The organism is Gordonia westfalica (genome assembly GCF_900105725.1).
In the GTDB taxonomy this organism is placed as follows: Bacteria; Actinomycetota; Actinomycetes; order Mycobacteriales; family Mycobacteriaceae; genus Gordonia; species Gordonia westfalica.
In genome coordinates, this window is sequence record NZ_FNLM01000034.1 from 3776977 (window position 1) to 3796912 (window position 19936).

The window sequence follows — 19936 nt, forward strand, 5'->3', positions numbered from 1 at the left end:
ATGACGGCGTCCGAACGGACCTACGGCGGGCGTCCGGTGAGCGATCGCGCTGCCGAACGCCGGCGGCGGTTCCTCGACGCCGCCCTCGAGGAGTTCACCGATCCCGGATACGCCGGTTCGTCGGTGACCTCCATCTGCCGGGCCGCCGGACTCTCCCGTCGGCAGTTCTACGAGGAGTTCAGCGAGCGCGAGGACCTCATCATCGCGCTGTACGACGAGATCCAGCACGCGGCCCGCGACGCCGTCGCAGAAGCCCTGGCGGGCACCACTTCCCATGATCTGCGGGATCTGGCGACGGCAGCGATGAGTGCCTACATGACCTCGGTCGGCACCGATCCGCGTCGTGCGGAGGTCTCGTTCGTCCAGATCGTTGGCGTCAGCTCACGCGTCGAACAACACCGCCTCGACGGCCGTGAGGAGTGGGTCGAGTTCTTCGTGGCGGCGATGGCCGACTTCGCCGGTCGGCCGGCGAGCGAACGGCAGCGCCACCTCGCGATCGCCTACGTCGGCGCACTCACCGGACTCGTCCATCGCTGGAGTGTGTCGCCGGATCCGGCACCGCTCCACGACATCGTCTCCGTCCTCTCCGACATCCTCCTGTCGTTCGCCGAGCTCTAGCCGGGTTCCGGCGGGCGACGATTGTGCCCTGCCAACCATCCGTGTATGTTCACCGAAGTGTGAGACACAGGCGTCTCACTATTCCGAGGGGGTCGACATGGGGCGGAGCACTGGCAGCAGAACAGGGCGTGGCCTGCGGCTTCTCGCCACCGCCCTCACCCTCGCGCTCGTCGGCGGCGCAGCATTCGGCACGACCACGGCCGCCGCTGTACCCGTCGCGCCGGCACTTCCCTTCCCGGTTCCGCCGGCGATCCCCGAGTTCGACAAGGGGTTCTACCTCCCTCCCTCCGCGGAGTACGCGGACAAGAAGCCCGGCGAGCTGATCGCCGCCCGACGCGTCCATCTCGCGGCCCTGTCGGTCATCCCGATCAACGTCGACGCCTGGCAGATCTCCTACCGCTCGACCAACACCCGCGGCGAGGCCATTCCGGCGGTCGCGACCGTGCTGAAGCCGAAGGGTCCGGTGAAGCCCGGACCGTCGAAGCTGGTGTCGTGGCAGTCGGCCGAGGACTCCACCGCGCTGTACTGTTCGCCGTCGTATGCGCTCCAGCAGGCGTCGATTCCCGGCCAGCTCACCGGTTCCGTGGACTCGGCATATGAGGTCCTGCAGATCACGTCGCTCGTCGGCGCCGGCTGGTCGGTGGTGATCCCCGACCACCAGGGACCCGAATCAGCCTTCGCGGCAGGACCACTCGCCGGACGGATCACCCTCGACGGTATCCGCGGCGCACGGGATTTCGCGCCACTCGGACTGAAGGAGGATCTCCGGGTCGGGATGATGGGCTACTCCGGCGGAGCGATCGCGACCGGCTGGGCGGCCGAGCTCCACCAGGAGTACGCGCCCGAGTTGCCGATCGTCGGCGCCGCGGAAGGCGGTGTCCCCGCGGATATCCGAAAGATGGTGGATCTGGCCGACAAGAACGCGGCGTCGGGCCTCATCCTCGCCGGGATCATCGGCGTCAGCCGCGAGTACCCCGAACTCGACCGCTTCCTGCAGCGCCACCTGAACCCGCTGGGCAAGGCGTTGCTGGCGAGCAAGAATCCCCTGTGCCTCACGTACCAGGCCGCGCTGGCGCCGTTCGTGGACATCAAGGGACTCGTGAACCTCCCGGGCGACCCGCTCGCTTATCCGACACCGCGAAAAGTGCTGGGACAGCTGAAGATGGGCACGAATGTCCCCCGTTTCCCGATGCTCGTCTATCAGTCGAACCCGGACTGGATCGCCCCGGTGGGCCCGGTCAACGAACTGGTGCGGGCCTACTGCGCCGACCCGGATGCCAGTGTGCGGTACGTCCGCGACCACTTCAGCGAGCACATCTCGCTCGCGATCGAGGGTTTCGCGCCGGGAATCGTGTGGATGCGGGATCGACTCGACGGGAAGCCTGCCGGAATCGGTTGCACCACAACCGACCAGGGCTCGATGTCCCTCGACCCGAAGACCTGGCGGGCGTTTGTGAACCTCGTCGGCAACAACCTGGCGCTGGCGATCAACCAGGAACTCGGTAATCCTCCGCGCCTGCCCTGAGGGCACGGCTCCGCCCCACGCGGCCCTCGCCGCCTGCATCCAGGCCTGCGCCGAGTGCACGCAGGTCTGCCACCTCATGCGCGGACGCATGACGGACTTGCGCGGACGAATGCGCCAAGCACGCCGATATGCACCAGCACTGCCGGATCTGCGCCGACGTGTGCCGACGCTGCGAGGAGGCCTGCCGCGCCCTGCTCGCGGTTCTCGGCTGAACCCGGGCCCTGACTCAAACCCCGAATCGCCGATCGTTATCCACGCGTAGTGAGCGGAGCACGATCCGACGTCGATGATTGCTGCCGGACTGCTCTGGGTAGGCAGGTGAATACCGTCGAATGTGGCGCCCGGACGGAGGCGCCGCAGTGGAACCCACAGTGAGGAGAGAAGATCATGGCTCAGTACCGCGTCGTGGATTCCGACGAAAAGATCATCGAGGAAAAGGATTTCGAGGACGCCACCAGCGCCTACGACTGGTTCAAGACCGTGGCCGCTCCTGATGACAGTCTCGACACCGTCATGCAGGTCCAGGACAACGGCGAGTGGAAGAACTTCGAGGTGTCCGACGGCGGCACCAACAAGAACCCGTCCGCAGACGCCTAGCGTCCGGCGAAGCGGTCGTTCACGAAGGCGAGGGCCTCGATGCTCCAGGGTATGAACGCCGCAGTGTGTGTCTGGCCGCGATATTCAGTGAATGTCGTCGGCACCCCTCGACTTCGGTAGCTCCGGGCCAGACCGGCGACGTCGGCGGCGACCATCACGCCGTCGCCGATGCCGTCGGAATTGCCGACGCCCAGCATCATGGGAACCCGCGGCGTGCCGAGCGTTCCCATCACGTTTCTCGAGATCGCCTGCCGCACCCCGGGGACGTCGAGCACTCCGCCCACCCCGGGCTCAAGGAGCTGGCGGTCCGTGAGTCCGGGGTACTCGTCGGCGAACTGTTCGATGCACTCCCCCGCCACTTGGCGCAGGATTCGCTCACCCTTCGGGGACAGGTATCCCGCGAGGTCGATGTCGTAGGTCTCGGCGTAGACCGCCATCAGTGCCGGGATGACTCCCGTCCATTCGGGCTTTCCGTTGATGTAGCCGAGGTTGTGTGCGGGATCGACCGGAATCCCGCCCGCCGCCGCACCGATTATGTTGAGTTCGGGCGAATAGGCCGGAGCCAGTTCGGCCCCGAAGCCCGTCGGTACCGATCCGCCCGAGTAGCCGTACAAGGCGATCGGGGTGCGGGCAGGGGCCCGAAGCTGCGTGAGCGCGGCACGGACCCCGTCCAGCGCGGCATACCCGGATTCACGTGCGATCGTCCACCGCAGGCCACGACCCTCGTAGTCGGGCACCACAACCGTGTAGCCGGCCGCCATCAGTCCCGTGATCAGCGCGAGGTCGATGGGCCGCTCCGACATGTTGCCGCCGCGCAGCGTGTAGGACGGGTCGCACTGCGAGCCCAGCGCGTCGTAGAAGGAGTGGTAGGACACCAGCCGTCGCGGCGCGCCGGGTCCGACGCCCGGCGGTGAGATCACGGTGGTGACCGTCGACGTCGGACCGCCGGAGTTGTTGGTGCTCCGGTACAGGATCTGCGTCGCGGTGATCGGCACATCGGTTCCGCGCCAGCCCAATCCGACCTGCCTCGTGCGCAGGATGGCACCCGGCGCACGCTTTTCGTAGCCGCGCGGAGGATCGTAGAACGGGTCCTGTGTCGGCAGCAGCGCCGGTGCCTCGACGGGCGCCGGGAGCGGCGTCGATGACGCCGTCGGCGCGAGGACGCACAGTGACGCTGCGACCCCCACTGCGGCGATGAGCGTCGTGAGGTGTCGCGAGATCTGGCGCATGAGCAGCGATCATGCCCGGTACGCCGCGTTCACGGAATGGGGTCGAGCCAGGTGGGCACGGATTTCGCGTGAAAGGGCATTCAGGCGACGGGTGCGCTCTCCCCTGCCCGCTCCACTTCTTCCACCACCGGGGACATGGCCACCACGACCGCGCCGACGACCGCGGCGACGAACGCGATCACCGCGACCGGTCCCCAGCCGGCACGGACCGTGTCGCCGAGGACCACGATCCCGATCACTCCCGGAACCACCGTCTCGCCGACCACCAGTGACGCCGACGCCGCGCTCACCGCACCCTTCTGCAGGGCCACGGTGAACATGTAGAACCCACCGGGACCGGCGAGGATGATCGCGTACAGAGCTGGGTCGGTGAAGAGTTCGCCGAGGTCGAATGGGTCGAGACCGTCGAGGATCCGGACCGCGACCGCGAGCACGCCGAACAGGACACCGCCGGACAGACCGGCCAGCACCGCGACCCGACTCTGCATCCGCGGCAGGATCGCCGCCCCCAACCCGAGGATGACGACGGCCGCGATGAGGACCGCCCAGTGCAGCCACCATTCGTGGTCACGACCCTCGTCGCCGGCGGCGAACCCCAGCAGGATCAGCGAAACCACCACGACGCCGATCGCGATCCAATCGCGCTGGGACAGTCTCGCTTTCAGCACGATCGTGGCGAGCACGACCGTCACGACCAGGTTTGCACTGACGATCGGCTGCGCGAGGAACAGCGGGATCATCCGCGCCGCCACCATGTTGCCGAGAAATCCGATGCCGTCCAACGCCATTCCCGCGATGAACGCCACCGTCAGCATCGCCGTGACAGTCGACCGCAACGACGGCGCCTCACCCGGCCCGGCACCCGTGTCGTCGACGCTCTGCGCGCCGCGCGCCTGAAGTACCGAGGCCGTTCCGTACGCGAGCGCCGCGAAGACGGCCGCGAGAATCCCGATCAGCATCGGATCAGTATCCCCGCTCTACCGCCCGAATCGGTCAGAGACCGGGACCTTCGGCACGCAAGTTGTCCACTTCGTCCATCGCGGCACGCAATTTGCCCAGCCACTCGTCGGTGTGTGCGCCGACCAGTTTGACCGACCAGGCCAGCGCATCGGCCCGTGACCGCGCGACCCCGGCATCGACGAGGGTGTCGAGGACCTGACGTTCCGGCTGCCGGAGCCGCGTCATCACCGGGACTGCGAGATGGGTGAACAGAATCCGTTCGTCTCCGACGGCAACACCCCACGAGACCTTTCTGGCATAACGCGCCTGCGCCTCGTCGGCGATGGACATCCGTTCGGCCCGCGTCTCCTCGCGGAACCTCGACGCCCGGCCCTGGGCGGCTGCCCGCGCGTCCGCATCGTCGCTGGTCTCTGGCGATTCCAGGGTACCGATGACGGTTATCTCGTCGCGGTCGACGGTGACCTCGGCCGGTCCGGTGAACCATTTCTCGGGCAGGCGGCCTGCGAACCACGCGGCGGCGTCCCCGGCGTCGGGCAGCTCGGCCTGCTGCCAGCCTCCCCGACGGCCGCCCGGCCCCCGGCTTCCCTGATGTGCGCTTCTCATGACCGCCTCCTCGTGGGTGTATTACATGATTACAGTGTTACACCCGTTTCGATGATCAGTCACGAGTTGCACCCAGCGGTCAGCGACCGATGGTGTCGAGTTCGGCGAGGTCGTCGGCGGTCAGTGCGAGGTTGGCACCGGCGATGTTCTCGCGGAGGTGTGCCGGTGACGACGTCCCGGGGATGAGCAGGATGTTCGGCGAACGCTGCAGCAGCCAGGCGAGCGCGACGGCCATGGGGGTTGTCTGCAGCCGCGAGGCCACCCGGGACAGCGCGTCGGACTGTAGCGGCGAGAAGCCGCCGAGGGGGAAGAACGGTACGTAGGCGATACCGTCAGCCGCCAGCTCGTCGATCAGAGCGTCGTCCCCGCGATGGGCGAGGTTGTACATGTTCTGTACGCAGACGATCGGGGTGATCGTCCGCGCCTCCACGACTTGCTCGGCGGTCACGTTGCTGACTCCGAGATTCCGGATGAGGCCTTCCTGCTGCAGCTCGACGAGTGTTTCCATTCCCTCGGCGATCGAACCCGGTTGCGGCCCTTGGGCGTCGCCCATGCGCATGTTGACGAGGTCGAGCGCCTCGACGCCGAGGGCGAGAAGGTTCTCGTGCACTTGCTTACGCAGATCCTCGGGCCTGCGCGCTGTCGGCCATCCCCCTCCGCATCCCGGTTGGCGCCGACCTTGGTCGCGATGAACAGCGACTCGGGATAGGGATGGAGCGTCTCCCGGATCAGGTCATTGGTGACGCGCGGTCCGTAGGCGTCGCTGGTGTCGATGTGGGTGATGCCCCGTTCGACGACGTCGCGGAGCACGGCCCGGGCCGCATCGGGGTCGGCGGGCGGACCCATCACCCACGGTCCGGCGAGTTGCATTGCGCCATAGCCGAACCTGGTGACCGTTGCGTCGCCCAGGGTCCAGGTGCCGCCGGGGAGTGAGGTTGTCGTGGTCATGGCGTGCTCCTCGCGGTCGTGTCCGGTGTTCACGCAGACAAGCGTCGCCCGAACCGGGGTTCACAGCCTCCGTCAGATGACTGCATTCCGATGACCGCAACGACTAGGGTCGGTGGGTCTTCAGAACGGCGGTGGGCCGTCAGCCTGCTCGCGACGTTCGCGTTCTCGCTGATTTCGGGCGCGTTCGGCCCGCCGCCTGGCGTGTTTGTTTGCCAGTCGGTTGCTCTGGGGTGGGGCATCGTCCCCGGTGATCACTCGTGGTGTGGGTGGGGCTTGGGGTGGTTGCTCGTAGCGGATGCGTCGCAGGTTGGGGAAGAAGTCTTCGAGGGTTTCGGCGTCACCAGGGATGGTGAAGCCCTCGGGGGTGCGGTATTCGGTGACCAGCCGTCCGTCGTCGTCGCGGTACTGGACATCGACCCAGTCACCGAAGGTCTTGTGCAGATGCCCGAACCGGCACTTCGCGTTGAGGTTCTCACTCGAGGTGGCACCGCTCTGGGTGGGATTGGTCCGGTCGTATTCGGCGACGTGGTCGAGATCGGCGTCGAAGGACGACTGTTCGCAGCCGGGTTCGGTGCAGTACCCGTCCCGCACCCGCACGAAATCGGCACACGCGGAGGTGGGTCGGTACGGATCGGCGGGCTGCGCACCGGGGTAGACGACGACGGCGTCGGTGGACGAGGTGTCCTCTGCGGTAACTCGCATGGGTGCCGCGCGAACCGGCGTGACCGGCTTGACGATCGCGTCTTTGCGGGCCGCGAGGTCGCGGACGTGTTCGTCGGAGATGACGCCGTGGCCGTCGATCCAGGCGATGCCGGGTTCGCCGTCGAGGGTGGCGGGGTCGGTGACGGCGTGGATGACGATCTCGGTGGTCACCGAGCGCACGACCTCGGCGGGGTCGGGGATGTCGGCGTCACAATCGTCACGCCCGCACTGGCATTCGAAGATGGTGCCGGTCAACAGCGCGAACATGGCATCAGAATTGCGCTGGTTGCGTTTACGACCGTCATGCGCGCAGACGGTGTCGGCGAGCGCTTTCACCGCTTTCTCGGCGATGCGGATGTTCTCGGCGGCCATGACACCGGTGATCTCGCCGGTACCGTCGATGAAGTTGTCGGTCCACACACCGCGCTTGTCCAGGGCTTCGCGACGCCGTTCGCGTACGGCGTCGGGATCGTGACGGAAGACGAGGCGATCGACCATGTCCCGCAGTTGGCGTTCGGTCCAGGAGCCTTACTGGTGCGCAGGTTGCGTTCGATCTCGGTGTCGAGATCGGCGATGACCGCATCGTCGGAGATCAGGTCGGTGCGGGCAAGGACCGTCTGGACCAACTGGCGCGACAGGATGCCATCCCGCAGAGTGGTCAACACCTTCGGCAACCGCTCACGCAGCGCAAGAGCCTCGCCGACCCACTGATCGGCCCGGTAGCGGGTGATGGCGTCTTCGCGGCATACCCGGGTGACCATCTCGCCATAACGGTCGATGAAGAAACCACCACTGGTGTTGACCACGAGCTGGTCGTAGACGGTGACGATCGACTGGTAACGACTCCACGCCAGATAGGCCTCGCCGTGGCGGATCGACCGAAACCGTTCCATATGGGTTGCGGTGTCGGATGATTCGGGGTGGGCAGGATCGACCCCGGCATGGAACTCCTCCGGTAGATCGATCCACGGGTTCGACACGCTGCCCCCACAACGTCTACAGCCCAACCTGGATGGCTGAATCTGTTACCGACCAATGTAAACCCCACCACCGACAACTACGGATATCCATCCACAGCGGCGACGGTCAAGAGATTGTGCGGCAGGTGGTTACGTGCTCAGTCCGCGCCGGATGATCGACCCTGCGCCTCCAGCGCATCGCGAAGCGCTGCGCGCGACGTGATTCCGAGCTTCGGGAACGCCCGGTACAGATGTGACGAAACGGTACGCGGGGACAGGAACAACCTCTCTGCGATCTGCGGGTTCGACAAGCCACCCGCCGCAAGCCGGGCCACCTCCAGTTCCTGGGGCGTGAGATCGGACCCGGAAGACGCCCGTGTCATCCCGGTGGCACGCAACTCGGCCGCCGACCGACTCTCCCACGAGCGAGCACCGATGTCCGCGAACAGATTCCGCGCGGACTCCAGCTGCACTCGGGCGTCGCGCGACCGCCCCTGGCGACGCAGCACCTCGCCATATGCGAGATGAACCCGACCGAGTTCGAAGGGCCACGCCTCGATACCGGGAATCGCCAGCGCGTCGTCGAAGCGCTGGATCGCCTCGCCCGGTTCCGACGTCATCGCGGTGCAGAGCGCGGAGATCAGGGCCAACCGGGAGGAGATGCGCTCGACGCCGGCGGCGCGGAAGGCCGCTGCATGCGCACGCGCCTCCTCGAGGCGTCCGGTGCGTATCGCTGCTTCGATGAGATCCGTTGCCGCCCAGACCGCTTCGGGGTTGAACGGCGGGAGCTCGCCGGGTGCGCAGACCTCCGAGGCGTGCCGAAATGCGGTGTCGAAATCGGTGACGCCGAGTGCCGCTCGGGCCCTTGCCAAGTGGGCACACTTCACCAGGCGGTGCACGCGACGCGGACCCGACCAATCCCAGATCCGACCGCAGTGCTCGATGCACTCGTCGAGATCACCGCGCTCGGCGGCAGCCATCGCTGCGGAGTAATGGCCCACCTGTGCCCACAACGGATATCCGGTGTCGTTTGACAGTGCGATGAGTTCCGCCGCAGCGTCGGACGCAGCACCCAGCCGCGCCGAATACAGATCGTCGAGGGCGATGTGGATGAGGGCCGGCATGCTCAAACCCACCGCGCCACCCGCGCGGATGACCCGCAGGAGAGCTCCCCGACATTCGGGTAGACGGTCGACGTAGGACGCGACCAGTGCGGTCCGGATGACGACGTCGGTGTCGGTCTGCTCGTTCAGCCCGGCGATCTCCGCGTCGAGGCGTTGCAGCAACTCGTCGCTCATCGAACCGAGGGCGTGGTGCACACGGGCCAGTGTCGCGGCGGAGGCCGGCGAGGGGTTCGGGAAGCGATCGAGCAGGTCCATCAACGGCTGCCAGTACTCAGGACCTCCCAGATACCCGGCGGCGAGGGTGAGCGTGAAAAGCGCGTTCTCCACGTCGCCGGTGCGCGGCCCGTCCACGGACGTCGCGGCCTCGATCGCCGGCAACAGCATGGTGTATGCGGTGTCGGCATCCCCCTCGGTGGCGAGGACCAGAAGTGCTGCGGCCGCGGTGGCACCGATCGGTTGTCCCGCGGGATCACCTTTGATCTCGTGCAGCAGATCGTGAGAGATGTCGAGTTCGCCGGAGACCCACGCGGCCACGTAGGCAGCCTGCGACAACCGGCGCCGCCCCTCCTCCGGGTCGGGGGTCAGCTCCGCAGCGCGGCGCAGCATCGCGACCGCACCGCCGGGATCGCCTCGGCGCAAACTGGTCTGGGCAGCCACCTCGACAACCGAGGCGACGGATTCGTCGGGCGCTGTCGTGGACTTCGCCAGGTGGACGCCACGACGCTCGGGCTGGTCGACGAGCACGTCCGCGAGGCGCCGGTGCGCGGCACGGCGCTGCTCGGCAGTGGAGCCGTCGACCACCGCCGATCTGACCAGCGGATGCCGGAAACGTATCGTGCGGTCGTCCTCCGCGACCATCACCAGATGATCGCGTTCGGCCGGCGCCAGTTCCTCGAGTCCGCCCGGAGCACCGGCAGACTGGACGATGGAGAGGTCGCCGGAACCCTCGAGCGCCGACAACAGCAGCAGGTCGCGGGTCCGTCCGGGGAGTCTACGAATCCGGTCACCGAAGAGCGCGTTGACATCTCGAGCCGGGCCGCCCGTCCACCCGGCCCTGTCCCCGGATACTTCCGTGGAGCCCGCGAACTCCAGCAACGCAAGCGGATTGCCCTGCGCGTCGTCGGCGACAGCGGACAGGACTCGACGCGGCAGGTGCGCGAACCGCCGCGACAGCAGCCTCAGGGCATCCCCATCGCTCAGCGGAGCGACGTCGAGTTCGGGAACGCCGGTGGGACGGAACGCACCGTCGGGACCCGAACGCCGGGCCGCGAGGACTCCGAGGCGCCGGCCGGTCACCCGTCGGGCGACGAAACCGATCGCGGCGATGCTCGGCTGGTCCACCACGTGGAGATCGTCGATCACCAGCAGCACCGGACTCTCGTTCGCCGCCTCGGTGAACAGTGCCAGCGTCGCGTTCAGAACAGCGATCCGACTGGGGGTGTTGCCATCTTCGAGCCCGAGCGCCACGCCGAGAGCCGCACGTGGGGACGCCGGCAGCCGATCGAGTTCGGCCGACAACGGCAGGACGAGCTGATGCAGGACGGCGAAACTGATCTCCGACTCGAACTCGATACCGCTACCGCGGATGACACGCATCCCCGCGGCGACGGCCAGTTCGACTGCGGCATCGAGCAAGGCGGTCTTACCCACCCCCGCGTCGCCGGTGAGAAGGAGTGCGGCCCCGTCGGTCCGGGCGACGTCGAGAAAGCTCCCGAGTGCGGCGAGTTCGTCGTCGCGCCCGACCAGGCCGGCCGGTGCATCGCCCGCAGCTGCCACAGCTCTCAGTCCCGGTGCTCCACACGCGGCGGATGTCCGTATCCCCGCGGCGCATTGGTGGCATCTGCGGTCTCCACCGCGGTCACCGCGCCCGACGACGCCAGGACCACTCCCCCGCCGACGGCGGCGGCGAAGGCGACGATCGCGACGGGACCCCAGCCGGCCCGCGTGACGTCGCCGAGGAAGGCGATGCCGACCGCACCCGGCAGAACCGTCTGACCGACGACGAGTGCCGCCGCGGCACCGTTCACCGAGCCGGTCTGCAGTGCCACGGTGAACAGGTAGAAGCCGCCGATCCCGCTGAGCAGCAACGCATACAGTGCCGGGTCGGTGAACAGCACGGTCAGGTCGAGAGGGTCGAGACCGTCGAGGATGCGGGACGCCACCGCCATCACGCCGAACACCGCGCCGGCGATGAGCCCGGTGACCGTGGCGATGTGGGTCTTCAAGCGCCGCATCACGATCAGACCGACCAGGAACAGGCCGGGACCGGCGACGAGGACCGCCCACCGCATCCAGGTGGTGTGGTCCACCCCCTCGCGACCAGCCGACATCGCGAGCAGTATCAGCGACGCCACGACCACTGCACCGGCGATCCAATCACGCAGGGTGAGGCCGACTTTCAGCACCACCATGGCGAGGATCGCGGTGGCGACCAGCCGCGCCGAGATGATCGTCTGCGACAGGAACAGCGGGATGAGCCGGGCCGACATGATCGTCGCGATGAACCCGATGATGTCGAAGACGAACCCGATCAGAAACGGCACCGTGAGCATCGTCAGCGCAGTGGACTTCAACGACGGATGCGCCGCGGCGGAGCGTCGTCGTTCCTCCCGGATGGCGGCACGCTGCGAGACCTGTTCCGCACCGAGCGCCTGGAGAACCGCGGCCGCGGCGAACGCCAGCGCACCGATCACCGCGATGACGATCCCGCTGGTCACGGCGCGGCCTCAGTTCAGCGTGGGGTGAGGACGTCGGTGCCGACGAACTTCGCGAGCTCGGGCGGCAGTTTCACCGAACCGTCGGGCTGCTGGTGGTTCTCGAGGATGGCCACCAGCCACCGCGTGGTCGCGAGCGTGCCGTTGAGCGTCGCGGCGGTCTGCGGCTTTCCGTTCTCGTCTCGGTACCGGATCGAGAGGCGTCGGGCCTGGAACGTCGTGCAGTTCGACGTCGAGGTGAGCTCCCGGTAGGTGTTCTGGGTGGGAACCCAGGCCTCACAGTCGAACTTGCGCGACGCCGACGACCCTAGGTCACCACCGGCGACGTCGATGACGCGGTAGGGCACGTCGATCGCGGCCAGCATGTCCTTCTCCCAGCCCAGCAGTCGCCGGTGCTCGGCCTCGGCGTCCTCGGGCTTGCAGTAGATGAAGCCCTCGACCTTGTCGAACTGGTGCACGCGAATGATGCCGCGGGTGTCCTTGCCGTAGCTGCCGGCCTCGCGGCGGAAGCAGGTCGACCAGCCGGCGTACCGCTTCGGACCGTCGGACAAGTCCAGGATCTCGTCCATGTGGTAGCCGGCGAGCGGCACCTCCGAGGTACCGACCAGGTACAGGTCGTCGTCCTTGTCGAGGTGGTAGACCTCGTCGGCGTGGGCGCCGAGGAAGCCGGTGCCCTCCATGACCTCCGGCCGCACCAGGACGGGCGGGACCATCAGCGTGAAGCCGTTGGCGGCAGCCTTCTGCGCGGCCATGTTGAGCAGGCCGAGCTGCAGGAAGGCACCCTGTCCGGTGAGGAAGTAGAACCGCGAACCCGACACCTTGGCGCCGCGTTCCATGTCGAGCAGGCCGAGCGACTCACCCAGCTCGAGGTGATCCTTCGGGTTCTCGATCTCGCGGGGCTCACCCACGTGCTCGAGGACGATGTAGTCGTCCTCGCCACCGGCGGGAGCCTCCGGCGCGACGATGTTCGAGATCGCGCGATGCGCCTTCGACGCAGCCGCGTCGGCCTCGGACTGGCGGGCGACCGCGGCCTTGACCTGCTCGGCGAGTTCCTTGCCCTTGGCGAGCAGCGCCTGCTTCTCCTCGCCCTGCGCCTTGCCGACCTGTTTACCGAGAGCCTTCTGCTCGGAGCGCAACGTGTCGGCGTCGACGATGGCCGCACGACGGGCCGCATCGGCATCGAGCAGAGCATCCACCAGGCCGGGGTCCTCGCCGCGGGTGCGCTGCGAGGTACGAACCAGATCCGGGTCGTCACGAACAATCTTCAGGTCGATCACGCCTTCAAACCCTACTTGAGCGCGTGCCGACGTCTGTCACCAGCGGTTCATCAGCTCGGTCGACATGAAAGACCGGGGCACCCCCAGGCCCCGGCGGTTGACTCAGGCCACACCCGTGCCGGGCGCAGCCGTGCGAACACAGATCTCAGAACACCGGGCAGAAGAACCCGAGATTGATGCCGGTGCCGACGTTCACCGTCCGGGTGACGGGCGGAGTCGCACCCTGGCGCGCAGACAGTGTCCGCAGTCCGGAGGCCGTAGGAGCCCACGTCGTCGTCGCCGTCCCATTCACCACGGGTACCGATGCGAAGGGTATTCCCTGCTCCCGGAACAGGACGGGCCCGCCGATGTCGGCGGTCACCGAGATGATGTACGTGCAGCCGACCCCGTAGCGGCCGGCGAACCCCGGACTGAGATTCACCGGCCCCGATACGTTGGCCGACGCCGGAGCCACTGCCACCGCGGCAGCGGCCAGCGTCCCGGCTACAGCGGCGACGCATCCAGCCGCCAGCGTCGCCGAACGACGCTTCGTTGTTGATCTGGTCATAACGACCTCCTGGTGTCGAATGCGCGGAGTTTCCGCACGTCAACAACCATGGTTCGGGCCGGCAACCGTGTCGTGTGTAGTCCTCTACTCGAATATCGACGAGCAACATACGCACCTCGCAGGTCAGCTCCAGAGCGCGCGCAGATCGTCACGGCCGAACATCGCGGCGGCGCCGGCGGCCGACGGGGTACCGCCGTGCGGGTCGGCCCCGGCGTCGACGAGCACCCGGACGACGTCGTCGAATCCCTTGAACACCGCACCGGCCAACGGCGTCTGACCTCTGTCGTTGGCCAGATCGGGGTCGGCGCCGCGGGACAGCAGGGCCGACACCACCGCCTCGTGCCCGTGGTAGGCCGCCAGCATGAGCAGGGAGTCGCCGGCCTGGTTGCGCAGGTCCACCGGCACGCCGGCGTCGACGTAGTCACCCAGCGCGGCGTCACCGGATCGGGCCATGTCGAACAGCCGCGTGGCCAGTTCGACGACCTCCGGGTCGGGCGACGGTTCCGGTGCGGGCGGTGAGGAATCGGCGGACACCTCCGCGAGTGTAGGCAGCGGCCGACGAGGCAGCCGGTCTCCGCATCGGCTGATGCGGGTGTGCCCGGTCCGATCGACCAGGCATGATGGATCCCGATGAACGAGCCCGACCCTGACCGCGACCAGCCCGACCCCGACGTGCACGACGCCACCGACGACGACTTCACCGCCGTCGACCCGGTCGAATCGCACGACGAGCCGGTCAAAGCCGCCACCCGGCCCCCGCGAGCCGCCACGCGCAATCCCGTCTTCGTGGTCCTCGCGGCGATCGTCGTCGGTGCACTCGTCACCTGTGGCATCGCCTTCGCGATGGGCGCCTTCGACGACTCCGGCAGCGTCGGCGGCAGCGACATCGGCGAGGGCGAACGACTCGTCCAGAACGCCTTCACCCAGTCCGTCGCAGGTGACTGCCTGGACTGGCCGGCCGGCAACCCCGGTAAGCCCGCCGCGGTGGACTGTGCACAGAAGCATCGCTTCGAGGTGGCCGGCGGTATCGACACCTCGCTCATCCCGGGCGTCGAATTCGGTGAAGACGCCCTGTGGCCGGGGCCCGAGCGATTCGCCGCCATCCGCGACGAGCAGTGCCCGGTCATGGTCGACCAGTACCTCAACGGCCGGCTCGACCCGCAGGGACGATTCGCGGTCGGCATGATGTACCCGTCGCAGGCCCAGTGGGACAAGGGCGCCCGCCAGCTGCGATGCGGCATCCAGGAGAACGGCCCCGACGGGCAGCCCGCGCAGTTCTCCGGCCGCGTCGCCGACCAGAACCAGTCGTACGTGTGGCCCGAGGGAACCTGCATCGGCATCGACCCGGAGACCCGCAACCCCACCGGGTTCGCGGTGAACTGCGCCGAACCGCACGCATTCCAGACCACCGGCATCGTCGACCTCGCGGTCCGCTTCGGCGACCGGATGTCGAACAAGCCGTGGCCGGCGACCGGCGCCCAGAACAACTACCTCGGCTCGATCTGCCCCAAGCAGGCCGAGCGATTCGCCGGCGGCGCGCCCGCCCTCGACGCGACGACACTGAACGTGCAGTGGTCGGTACTCAGCGAGCCGAGCTGGCTGGCCGGAAGCCGAAAGGTGGTCTGCTACCTCGGCCTACCCGACAAGCGGGGCGGATTCGCCACCCTCGTCGGCGACGCCAAGGGCGGCGCGCTGCTGATCAACGGCAAGGCACCCGTCCCGCCGCCGGCGGCCCCACCCGGGCGCGCGCTGCCGACTCCGGTGCCGCTCCCGCCGGGGATCGCACCGAACCCCGACGAAGCCCCCGCACCGGCGGGCTGACGCATGGCCGTCACGATGTCCGACGACGAGTTCGACGGGCTGGTCTCCGACGCACTGGACACCATCCCGTCGGAACTCACCGGCGCGATGAACAACGTGGTGATCCTCGTCGAGCCCCACAACCCGGAGGAACCCGACATCCTCGGGCTCTACCAGGGCGTCGCGCTGACCCTGCGCGACCACGACTACGGCGGATTCCTCCCCGACACGATCACCATCTACCGGGACCCGATTTTGGCGATGTGTCACTCCCGGGACGAGGTGGTGCACGAGGTCGCGGTCACCGTGATGCACGAGATCGCACACCACTTCGGCATCGACGACGCCTGGCTGCACGCCAACGGGTGGGGTTAGGGACCACCGAATCCCAGCTCAGACGGATGTTTCATCGCCGACGTATTGCGAAATACCGAGGAACCGATGTCCAGCCCACATCCAGGAGTCCCGCCATGTCCACCGACGCCATCGTCATCCTGAAAGACGACCACAAAGAGATCCGCAAACTCTTCCGCGACTTCAAGTCCCAGGGCCCGAACGCCGTCAAGACCAAGGGCAAGATCGTCGACAAGATCATCGAGGCCCTGACCGTGCACACCTACATCGAGAACGAGTGCATGTACCCGGAGATCCGTAAGCGCGTACCCGATCTCGAGGACGACATCCTCGAGTCGTACGAGGAACACCACGTCGCCGATGTCCTCGTCGTGGAACTCGCTGCGCTGAAACCCGACATCATCAGGTGACTAGCCCATCGGGTCGTCGACCAGCGGCTCGTCGACCCGCTCGAACGGCGCCGTCTTCGCACCCCAGCGGTGGCAGACCCAGATGCCGTCGACGTACTCGAGTTCGATGGAACCGGTGTTGCCGAGGTGCGTCGCCGCGGCGAAGCGGGAGTCGATGCCGGCCAGGCGCGCCGCGATGAGGCGGATCGCCGCACCGTGGCTCACCAGGAACACGTCGCGCTGGTCGGTACCCGACAGATGCGCGCGTGCGAGGTCTTCGACGGTCGGGATGTAGCGGTCGTAGACCATCGCGAGCGACTCGCCGCCCGGGATGCGCACGTCGAGGTCACCGGCGTGCCACTTCTCCATGACGTCGTGGAAGACGTCGTGCGCCTCCCGATCGCTGCGATCCTCGAGCTCTCCGGCCTGCACCTCGTGTACGCCGTCGACGGGTTCGGTGTCGACGTCCCACACCGAGCCGATCAGCTCCGCGGTCTGTCGGGCGCGCCGGGCCTCCGAGCTGACCAACACCGCGGCCTGCTCCGGACGGTTCTCGAGGCCGTACCGAACACCTTGTCGCGCACCGAAATCGGTGAGTGCCGCGCCGGGCAGGGCGGTGTCCAGACGACGCATGACGTTCGCGGTTGTCTCACCGTGCCGAACGAGATGGAGGCGCGCCATCAGACCTCACCCTGTCGCATCGAGTCGATCCACGCCTGCGACTCGGCATGGTCGGGCGGCGCCGAACCCGTGGTCCGCACCGCGGGCCACGAACCGAGGTACACGACCCGCTCGCACCGGCGATGGAGTGCCGCAAGGGCTTCCGCGACCGCCGCGTCGTCGATGTGGCCGACGGCGTCGAGGAAGAAGCGATAACGCCCGGCGATCGCCCGGCCCTCCGCCTCGTCGCGCTGAGGACGCGACTCGATGCGTGTCAGATCGATTCCGCGCGAGGCGAACTCGTTCATCGCGGCCATCAGGCTGCCGGGCTCGTTGGACAGGTCGAGAATCACCGACGTGCGGTCGGCGCCGGTCCGGCGCGTGGGGACCGCGGGGCGTCCGAGGACGAGGAACCGCGTGGTGGCCTCCTTCGCATCGCAGACACCGTCGGCGATGACGGTCAGATCCGACAGTCGCGCGGCGAGACCGGTGGTGACCGCGGCGTCGGCCTTGCCGGACGCGACGTCCAGGGCGGCAGCGGCATTGGAACCCGACGTGACGAACTCGGCGTTCGGGAAGAGCTTGGCCACCGACTGTCGCACCTGCGCAGCCGCGACCGGGTAGGCCGCGATCGTCCGGACGTCCTCCGGCGCGAGCGGGGTGGCCGCGGCGATCGCGAAGGCGATGTCGACCACGGTCTCGGCGAATGCCTGGACCCGCCCGTCGGCGCCCAGGGCGGCCGGCGGCACGAGGGCGTCCATCGTCGCCGGCACCGATCCCTCGAGCGAGCTCTCGATGGGTACACAGGCGTAGTCGGCCTCGCCGCCGCGGACCATCGCGATGGTGGCAGCAGGACTCGAGGCGTCCACCTTCGTGACGTCACCCGAGAGGTCGAGACCCCCGAGGGCTGGGTCATGGGCGGTGAGAACCGCGTCGAGTGCCATCTCGGTGAAGGTTCCGGGCGGGCCGAAGTAGGCGATCACAGGCACCACACGAGCCTAGTGGACGCGGGTGACCTCTCCGGGCGGGGCAGAGTCCCCGACCGGGGACGGTCCAAGTACCCATTGACGAGTTAGGCAGACCTATTTAGGTTAGGGTTACCTTTGAACACCGCTTCGCCCCGCAGCCGACCGCGCCGACCGGAGAGACAGACATGACGCGTACGACGACCGACCGACCGACGGATGCCGAGATGATCCAGACAGCGTGCCGCCGGGTGGGCACCGCCATCCTCGCCATCGAGGGCGCCGACACGACACCGATCGACGTCGTCCACCTCTTCGAGTCCCAGGCCTTCGTCCTCGTCCCCACCAACGGTGAGGCCTTGGCGGCCGTGGACGACGCCGAGGGCACGCCCGCCATGCTCGAGGTCACCGACTGGGCACCGATCGACCTGCGCGAACGCGTGCGATCGGTCATCTGGCTCAACGGCACCCTGCACGCGGTCCCGCGCGACCTGGAGCGGGACCTGGCCATCGAGATCGCCGGTGAGCACCCCGACGACGGCCTGCTCGACATCGGCCACGGTGCGTCGATGCTGCGTCTCCAGGTCGACTCCGCGGTGATCGCATCCAGCACCGGAGCGGCGTCGGTGCCGGCCGGCGAACTGGCCGACGCGGACCCCGACCCCTTCTGGGAGTGCGAGGCCGGCTGGCTGGAGCACCTCGACGCCGACCACGCCGACCTCGTCGGCCAGCTGGCCCGCAAGCTGCCCACCGACCTGCGCCAGGGTCGCGTGCGTCCGCTCGGCCTCGATCGCTTCGGCATCCGCTTCCGGGTCGAGGGGGCCGACGGCGACTCCGACGTACGCCTCCCCTTCCCCCGCCCGGTGACGGACGTCTTCGAACTGTCGCGAGCACTGCGGAACCTCGCGGGCTGCCCGTTCATGAACTCGATGCCCGACTGACTCACCGGAGCGGGAGGTCGCTGCGCTCCTCGGCGAGCGCATGGCGCTTAGGCTTTCCGGCATGCCACTGCGCGAGTACCTGCGGCCGTCGCCCCACGGCATCCCGGTCGTCACCGACCGCACCGAACGTCGCGGCCTGATCGTCGAACTCGTCATCGTCGGCGTCCTGACATTCGCGTTCTCCGCGGTGTCTGCGGCGCTCGCACTTCTCGAGGCCCAGCTCGCCGGCGGCATCGGCGGCACGACCGTCGCCCTCAACCCCAGCCGCTCCGACCTCGCCCTCATCGACGCCGCACGTCAGATGATGAGCGTCCTGAGACTGTTCGCCATCGCCGCTCTCGGCGTCTACCTCCTGTGGCGGAGCGGACTCGGCCTGTCGCGCGTCGGCCTCGGACGCTGGACCCCGCGACGCGACGTGCCCGCCGGACTCGTCCTCGCCGCCATCATCGGGATTCCCGGACTGGCACTCGTCGCGATAGCCCGGGCATTCGGACTCAACGCGAGCCTCGTCCCCAGTCAGGCGGACACCTGGTGGGAATGGCCGGTCCTCATCCTCATCGCGATCGGGAACGCGGCCGCCGAGGAGATCGTGGTGGTCGCCTACTTCATCACCCGGCTCCGGCAGCTCGGCGTCTCGGACGCCAGGTCACTCGCCGCGAGTGCGGTGCTCCGTGGCGGCTACCACCTCTATCAGGGGTTCGGCGCCGGACTCGGGAACGTGGTGATGGGCGTCGTCTACGGCCGGTTCTACCAGGTCACCGGCCGCGCCTGGCCGCTCGTCATCGCCCACGCCGTCATCGACGTCGTCGCGTTCATCGGCTACGCATTGTTGCGCGACCATCTGTCCTGGGTCGGCTGAGCCCGGAGTCCCGCGTGCGGGTTTCCTTCCCGCGGGGCCGCTTCCTTTCCGCTGATTGGATCTGACCAGCGGGAAGGAGACACGCCGGCGGGAAGTCGACAACCATCCGTCGAATCGGTGGCCGACCCCCGTCGATGCGTACATTGGTTGGGATGAACGAGCAGG

Annotated in this window: 18 protein-coding genes and 3 pseudogenes; 9 read left to right on the forward strand and 12 right to left on the reverse strand. The window is 68.0% G+C overall.

What is annotated here, in order from left to right; all coding sequences use genetic code 11:
• The 4 genes from BLU62_RS22805 (at position 1) to BLU62_RS22820 (ending at position 2740) form a co-directional block, all read left to right on the forward strand.
• Positions 1 to 618, forward strand: a complete 618-nt coding sequence (locus BLU62_RS22805) for a TetR/AcrR family transcriptional regulator (RefSeq protein WP_074852193.1) — start codon at positions 1 to 3, stop codon at positions 616 to 618.
• Positions 619 to 715: 97 nt separating this feature from the next.
• A complete protein-coding gene (locus BLU62_RS22810) occupies positions 716 to 2143 on the forward strand; it encodes a lipase family protein (protein ID WP_074852194.1) in 1428 nt (475 codons plus the stop codon).
• A gap of 128 nt (positions 2144 to 2271) precedes the next feature.
• Positions 2272 to 2355, forward strand: coding sequence for a four-helix bundle copper-binding protein (locus BLU62_RS33975; protein ID WP_244278387.1), 84 nt, complete (start codon positions 2272 to 2274; stop codon positions 2353 to 2355).
• A gap of 175 nt (positions 2356 to 2530) precedes the next feature.
• On the forward strand, positions 2531 to 2740 hold the full coding sequence (locus BLU62_RS22820; protein ID WP_074852195.1) for a hypothetical protein: 210 nt from the start codon (positions 2531 to 2533) through the stop codon (positions 2738 to 2740).
• On the opposite strand, the gene BLU62_RS22825 is transcribed toward BLU62_RS22820, so the two are convergent.
• From BLU62_RS22825 to BLU62_RS22870, 10 genes and pseudogenes are all read right to left on the reverse strand, one after another.
• Positions 2737 to 3969, reverse strand: coding sequence for a lipase family protein (locus tag BLU62_RS22825; protein WP_074852196.1), 1233 nt, complete (start codon positions 3967 to 3969; stop codon positions 2737 to 2739). The two genes, BLU62_RS22820 and BLU62_RS22825, sit on opposite strands and share 4 nt — an antisense overlap.
• Before the next feature lie 80 nt (positions 3970 to 4049).
• On the reverse strand, positions 4050 to 4928 hold the full coding sequence (locus BLU62_RS22830) for a DMT family transporter (protein WP_074852197.1): 879 nt from the start codon (positions 4926 to 4928) through the stop codon (positions 4050 to 4052).
• Positions 4929 to 4962: 34 nt separating this feature from the next.
• Entirely contained in the window at positions 4963 to 5532 is a 570-nt protein-coding gene (locus BLU62_RS22835; RefSeq protein WP_074852198.1) for a hypothetical protein, read from the reverse strand.
• A 79-nt stretch (positions 5533 to 5611) separates the two neighbouring features.
• Positions 5612 to 6480, reverse strand: a pseudogene (locus BLU62_RS22840) (aldo/keto reductase family oxidoreductase).
• Between the two features lie 120 nt (positions 6481 to 6600).
• Positions 6601 to 8162 (reverse strand): annotated as a pseudogene (locus BLU62_RS22845) (DUF222 domain-containing protein).
• Between the two features lie 137 nt (positions 8163 to 8299).
• Entirely contained in the window at positions 8300 to 11041 is a 2742-nt protein-coding gene (locus tag BLU62_RS22850; protein ID WP_084811869.1) for an ATP-binding protein, read from the reverse strand.
• 5 nt (positions 11042 to 11046) lie between these two features.
• Entirely contained in the window at positions 11047 to 11982 is a 936-nt protein-coding gene (locus BLU62_RS22855; RefSeq protein WP_074852199.1) for a hypothetical protein, read from the reverse strand.
• 14 nt (positions 11983 to 11996) lie between these two features.
• Entirely contained in the window at positions 11997 to 13256 is a 1260-nt protein-coding gene (gene serS, locus BLU62_RS22860) for a serine--tRNA ligase (protein ID WP_074852200.1), read from the reverse strand.
• A 145-nt stretch (positions 13257 to 13401) separates the two neighbouring features.
• The gene (locus BLU62_RS22865; RefSeq protein ID WP_139180065.1) at positions 13402 to 13803 is read right to left on the reverse strand and encodes a hypothetical protein; all 402 of its coding nucleotides are present in this window, start codon (positions 13801 to 13803) and stop codon (positions 13402 to 13404) included.
• Positions 13804 to 13926: 123 nt separating this feature from the next.
• Positions 13927 to 14337 carry an ankyrin repeat domain-containing protein gene (locus BLU62_RS22870; RefSeq protein ID WP_074853168.1) on the reverse strand — a complete coding sequence of 137 codons (411 nt, stop codon included), beginning with the start codon at positions 14335 to 14337 and terminating at the stop codon, positions 13927 to 13929.
• A gap of 96 nt (positions 14338 to 14433) precedes the next feature.
• On the opposite strand from BLU62_RS22870, the gene BLU62_RS22875 reads away from it, so the two are divergent.
• From BLU62_RS22875 to BLU62_RS22885, 3 genes and pseudogenes are all read left to right on the forward strand, one after another.
• On the forward strand, positions 14434 to 15624 hold the full coding sequence (locus BLU62_RS22875; RefSeq protein WP_074852202.1) for a septum formation family protein: 1191 nt from the start codon (positions 14434 to 14436) through the stop codon (positions 15622 to 15624).
• Positions 15625 to 15627: 3 nt separating this feature from the next.
• Positions 15628 to 15978 carry a metallopeptidase family protein gene (locus BLU62_RS22880; RefSeq protein ID WP_074852203.1) on the forward strand — a complete coding sequence of 117 codons (351 nt, stop codon included), beginning with the start codon at positions 15628 to 15630 and terminating at the stop codon, positions 15976 to 15978.
• A gap of 95 nt (positions 15979 to 16073) precedes the next feature.
• Positions 16074 to 16355: pseudogene (locus tag BLU62_RS22885) on the forward strand (hemerythrin domain-containing protein); the annotation flags it as partial.
• Positions 16356 to 16367: 12 nt separating this feature from the next.
• Here the strand turns inward: BLU62_RS22885 and BLU62_RS22890 are convergent.
• Both BLU62_RS22890 and pheA read right to left on the reverse strand, forming a co-directional pair.
• Positions 16368 to 17027, reverse strand: coding sequence for a histidine phosphatase family protein (locus BLU62_RS22890; protein ID WP_074852204.1), 660 nt, complete (start codon positions 17025 to 17027; stop codon positions 16368 to 16370).
• Positions 17027 to 17998: a prephenate dehydratase gene (gene pheA, locus BLU62_RS22895; RefSeq protein WP_074852205.1), complete on the reverse strand. Its 972-nt coding sequence runs from the start codon at positions 17996 to 17998 to the stop codon at positions 17027 to 17029. Before pheA ends, BLU62_RS22890 begins: the two co-directional genes overlap by 1 nt.
• A 161-nt stretch (positions 17999 to 18159) precedes the next feature.
• Between pheA and BLU62_RS22900 the strand changes: the two genes are divergently transcribed.
• Together BLU62_RS22900 and BLU62_RS22905 are read left to right on the forward strand one after the other, a co-directional pair.
• Positions 18160 to 18912 (forward strand): DUF2470 domain-containing protein, encoded by a 753-nt coding sequence (locus tag BLU62_RS22900; protein ID WP_074852206.1) that lies wholly within the window; start codon positions 18160 to 18162, stop codon positions 18910 to 18912.
• A gap of 61 nt (positions 18913 to 18973) precedes the next feature.
• Positions 18974 to 19771 (forward strand): CPBP family intramembrane glutamic endopeptidase, encoded by a 798-nt coding sequence (locus BLU62_RS22905; RefSeq protein WP_074852207.1) that lies wholly within the window; start codon positions 18974 to 18976, stop codon positions 19769 to 19771.
• Positions 19772 to 19936: the final 165 nt, after the last annotated feature.

Excerpts from the sequence above, each read along its gene's own strand:
- BLU62_RS22805 (WP_074852193.1), top strand. The coding sequence starts at position 1 with ATGACGGCGTCCGAACGGACCTACGGCGGGCGTCCGGTGAGCGATCGC.
- BLU62_RS22810 (WP_074852194.1), top strand. The coding sequence starts at position 716 with ATGGGGCGGAGCACTGGCAGCAGAACAGGGCGTGGCCTGCGGCTTCTC.
- BLU62_RS33975 (WP_244278387.1), top strand. The coding sequence starts at position 2,272 with ATGCACCAGCACTGCCGGATCTGCGCCGACGTGTGCCGACGCTGCGAG.
- BLU62_RS22820 (WP_074852195.1), top strand. The coding sequence starts at position 2,531 with ATGGCTCAGTACCGCGTCGTGGATTCCGACGAAAAGATCATCGAGGAA.
- BLU62_RS22825 (WP_074852196.1), bottom strand. The coding sequence starts at position 3,969 with ATGCGCCAGATCTCGCGACACCTCACGACGCTCATCGCCGCAGTGGGG.
- BLU62_RS22830 (WP_074852197.1), bottom strand. The coding sequence starts at position 4,928 with ATGCTGATCGGGATTCTCGCGGCCGTCTTCGCGGCGCTCGCGTACGGA.
- BLU62_RS22835 (WP_074852198.1), bottom strand. The coding sequence starts at position 5,532 with ATGAGAAGCGCACATCAGGGAAGCCGGGGGCCGGGCGGCCGTCGGGGA.
- BLU62_RS22865 (WP_139180065.1), bottom strand. The coding sequence starts at position 13,803 with ATGACCAGATCAACAACGAAGCGTCGTTCGGCGACGCTGGCGGCTGGA.
- BLU62_RS22875 (WP_074852202.1), top strand. The coding sequence starts at position 14,434 with ATGAACGAGCCCGACCCTGACCGCGACCAGCCCGACCCCGACGTGCAC.
- BLU62_RS22880 (WP_074852203.1), top strand. The coding sequence starts at position 15,628 with ATGGCCGTCACGATGTCCGACGACGAGTTCGACGGGCTGGTCTCCGAC.
- BLU62_RS22890 (WP_074852204.1), bottom strand. The coding sequence starts at position 17,027 with ATGGCGCGCCTCCATCTCGTTCGGCACGGTGAGACAACCGCGAACGTC.
- BLU62_RS22900 (WP_074852206.1), top strand. The coding sequence starts at position 18,160 with ATGACGCGTACGACGACCGACCGACCGACGGATGCCGAGATGATCCAG.
- BLU62_RS22905 (WP_074852207.1), top strand. The coding sequence starts at position 18,974 with ATGCCACTGCGCGAGTACCTGCGGCCGTCGCCCCACGGCATCCCGGTC.